This window comes from Bradyrhizobium sp. SHOUNA76, from assembly GCF_023006445.1.
In the GTDB taxonomy this organism is placed as follows: Bacteria; Pseudomonadota; Alphaproteobacteria; order Rhizobiales; family Xanthobacteraceae; genus Bradyrhizobium.
Window position 1 is genome coordinate 1 of record NZ_JALBHA010000587.1, and the last position, 3,619, is coordinate 3,619.

General features: G+C 63.8%; 3 protein-coding genes and 1 pseudogene. 2 read left to right on the plus strand and 2 right to left on the minus strand.

Annotated features, from left to right (window positions below):
* On the minus strand, window positions 1-348 hold a 348-nt coding region (locus tag MOV74_RS33770; protein ID WP_246931315.1), incomplete at its 3' end, for an MFS transporter.
* Between the two features lie 282 nt (window positions 349-630).
* On the minus strand, window positions 631-1,137 hold the full coding sequence (locus MOV74_RS33775) for a ferritin-like domain-containing protein (protein ID WP_246931316.1): 507 nt from the start codon (window positions 1,135-1,137) through the stop codon (window positions 631-633).
* 426 nt (window positions 1,138-1,563) lie between these two features.
* Here MOV74_RS33775 and MOV74_RS33780 point away from each other — a divergent pair, with 426 nt between their 5' ends.
* Both MOV74_RS33780 and MOV74_RS33785 read left to right on the plus strand, forming a co-directional pair.
* Window positions 1,564-2,646: a YbhN family protein gene (locus MOV74_RS33780; protein WP_246931317.1), complete on the plus strand. Its 1,083-nt coding sequence runs from the start codon at window positions 1,564-1,566 to the stop codon at window positions 2,644-2,646.
* Window positions 2,647-2,736: 90 nt separating this feature from the next.
* Window positions 2,737-3,619: pseudogene (locus MOV74_RS33785) on the plus strand (hypothetical protein); the annotation flags it as partial.

Consider the following 3,619-nt stretch of genomic DNA (forward strand, 5'->3'; position numbering starts at 1 on the left):
CGCATTGGGCGACAGCGCGCAGGCGAGCGACGCCGCGGTGAAGATGGCGAACCCGGCCATGAAGACGCGCTTGGCGCCGATGCGGTCGCCGAGCGCGCCGGCGGTCAGGATGAAGGCGGCAAACGCGATGGTGTAGGCGCTGACCACCCATTGCAGTTCGGCGACGCCGCCGCCGAGCGTCCTGCCCATCGCATCCAGCGCCGTGTTGACGATGGTGACGTCGAGCTGCACGACGCCATAGCCGAGGCTCATTGCCGCCAGTGTGAGAGAGGTCGCAAGAGGCGACGAAGCGCGCGGTGTGGCGACCCGGTTGTCGAAGGTTTGAGGTCTGATGGTGTTGGCTCGCATGCTGCACCCGATTGCAGCCCCATGCGAAATATAGACTTGGCCGCACCATCATGCTTCGAGAATGACCGAATGATGGATGCGTGCGCTCGAGGCACCACAATTCCGGTGTCATGGCCCGCGCAGGATCCAGTACTCCGTGGCGGAGATCGTGCAAACGAAGTGCGACCGCGGGGTACTGGATGCCCCCGTGCGCAATCGCGCCAGGCGGAGCATGGCGGATGGTGAAGAAGCAGAACGCGCCGCGCGGATGACCGCGCGGCGCTCGTCGCAATGAGCCTTGCCCTAGCTCGCCGCGCGCAGGTTCACCTTGCTCTCGGCGAGTTTCGTCAGCTTCATGTCGGTCGCCTTCTCTTCCTCGAGCGTCTTGGCGAGCACGCTGGCGCAGTCGTTGCGGCCCAGCTGCTTGGCCCAGGCGATCAGGCTGCCGTAGCGCACGATCTCGTAATGTTCGGCGGCCTGGGCCGCATTGATCAGCGCCGCGTCGAGCACCGCCTTGTCGGCAACTTCGCCGGCGGTCTCGTCGGCTTCCTCGATGATGCCGTCAATGGCCGGGCAATCGACTGCCTTCACGGCGACGCCGTGCATCTTGAAGACTTCCTCGAGCCGAGCAACGTGTTGCTTGGTTTCCTCGAGGTGCGTCAAAAAGCCCTGTTTCAGCTGGGGATCGGTAGCCTTGCTTGCCATTTTCGGCAGCGCCTTGGTCAGCTGCTGCTCGGCGTAATAGATGTCCTGGAGCTGGTGCACGAACAGGTCGTTCATGGTCTTGATGTCTTTTGTAAACAGTCCCATCGTTCCGTCCTCGTTCGGTTTCTGAGACACGACGGCAGCGGCCTGCACGAAAAGCCGCTTATTCCGCCATGTCCGGTTGCTGATGGGGCACAACGAGCGCGCGGCAGCGACGTTCCAAAAAAGGCCCGTAAGGCTTGCGCTGGAACAATACGGACGGCGCCGGGATCTGAGATCATGGCAGCATGCGAAATGCGCGAGCCGGCCGGTTTCACGACTCATATGCTTAAAGCGCCTTCGATGTGAACCGCGTATGACAAAATGGCCGGTCCCGCGCAGAACCTATTGTTGTCAAGGGCTGCACAAGCCGCTGTTTTTGCCTTAAATGAGCTGGATCATGCCTAGCGATCGATGCCTGCCTTTGGCCATGATCGCACCCGACTGGCCAATACCTGGCCCGGTCGGTCTTGCCCCCCGCCGGGAGGATGAATGCACGGACTGCTGCCTGCGCTGAAGCGCGGCTTCAAGAGATGGATCGGCTGGCGACGGCTCGGAGTTGCCGCGAGCATCTTCATCATCGCCTTCGCGATCACCACGCTGGTGCGGACCCTCAAGGGCATCGATACCGGGGTCATCCTGACCGCGTTGACCGAGATTCCCCGCGGGAGCATCGGGCTCGCGGCCATCTGCGTCTTCTTCGCGTTCTGTACGCTGACATTCTACGACTTTTTTGCACTGCGAACGATCGGCAAGAAGCAGGTGCCCTATCGCATCGCAGCGCTCTCCAGCTTCACGTCCTATTCGATCGGCCACAACATCGGCGCCACCGTCTTCACCGGCGGCGCGATCCGCTTCCGGATCTATTCGGACTACGGGCTGAACGCGATCGACGTCGCCAAGATCTGCTTCCTGTCGGGCCTCACCTTCTGGCTCGGTAACATCTTCGTGCTCTCGATCGGGCTGGCCATCCATCCGGATGCGGCGTCCTCGATGGATCAGCTTCCCCCGTCGATCAACCGGCTGATCGCGCTCGGCGGCCTTGCCTCGATTGGCGCGTATCTGGTCTGGCTGTGCATGGGCGAGAAGCGGCGGGAGCTCGGCCAAAAGGGCTGGAAGGTGGTGCTGCCCTCGGCGCCGCTGACGCTGGTCCAGATCCTGATCGGCGTGGTCGATCTCGGCTTCTGCGCCTTGGCAATGTATCTGCTGATGCCTGCCAATCCGCCGATCGACTTCATGTCGCTTGCCGTGGTGTTCATCCTGGCGACGCTGATCGGCTTTGCCAGCCATGCGCCCGGCTCGATCGGCGTGTTCGATGCCGCCATGCTGGTGGCGCTGCCCCAATTCGGCCGCGAAGAGCTTCTGGCGACACTGCTGGTGTTCCGCATCCTCTATTTCGTGATCCCGTTCGGCCTCGCCATCTCCATCATGGGCACGCGCGAGCTCTGGATGAACGTGGTCGCGCCGTGGCAGGAGCGACGACGGCTGGCGGAGGCCTGCGCCCAGGCTAATCTGCCCAAGCAGGTGGCCACGATGGAGCGTGAACGGGCGCTGCGGCAGGTTGGCAAGCGGTAGGCGGATCCTCAAACCCGTGAGACAAAGGTTGCAGGCGGGGGAGCAATCCTCTCTTATTTCCGCCTCAACTTTGCCGTTGAACAGCGGGCCATGATCCCACTCCCCCTTCGTACCCTTTCCGCAGGCGCCCTGCTGCTTGCGGGGATTCTGATCGCCTTGCCGCCCCAGCGCGCCGCCGCTCAGGACGCCGGCACCCTGCAGATCAGCTGGGAGGTGCGTAACCGCTTCCGGCTGTTCCGCGAGGAGCGCGACTTCCTGCTCCATGTCGAGAACGCACGCAACCGCAACATCCTGGCCGCTGAACAATCGCTGGAGCTCCAGAGCGAAGGCCGCGGCTGGGCCCGCAACATGGTCAACCGCCTCTGCATCGACCTCCAGGGCCGGGTCAACCAGCCCTGCACGCGCGACAACACCAAGGAAAACTATCTCACCCCGATCGACCATCCCGTCACCGTGCGCCTCGTTGGCGCCGTGCCGGTCGGCGCCACCTGCGCCTGGTCGTTCGACGACGGCGACGGCCCGCAACAATCGACCTTCGACTGCGCCGAGCCGATCAACTTACGTGTCCGCTACGGCAAGCAGACGGTCGCGACCGTCGACGTCTCCTCCGGCTCCGATCCGACCCAGCGCGTCCAGACCGAGATCCAGGTCCGCGACATCTTCGTTGCCGGCCTCGGCGACAGCATCGCCTCGGGCGAAGGCAATCCGGACCGGCCGCTGGCACTGTCCGACGAAGGCTTTTGCTTCCGCTCCTATCTCGGTACCGCCGGTGCGCAATACTACCGTCCGAGCCGCCACGGCTTCAAAGGCGGCCGCGCCTGCGAAGCGCCGGATACGCTCGCCAACTGGCAACGCTACAGCGCGCTCTGGTTCAACGCGCCCTGCCACCGCTCGCTGTACAGCTACCAGACGCGCACCGCGCTGGCGCTCGCGGTGCGCTACACCCACATCGCCGTGACCTATCTGCCGCTCG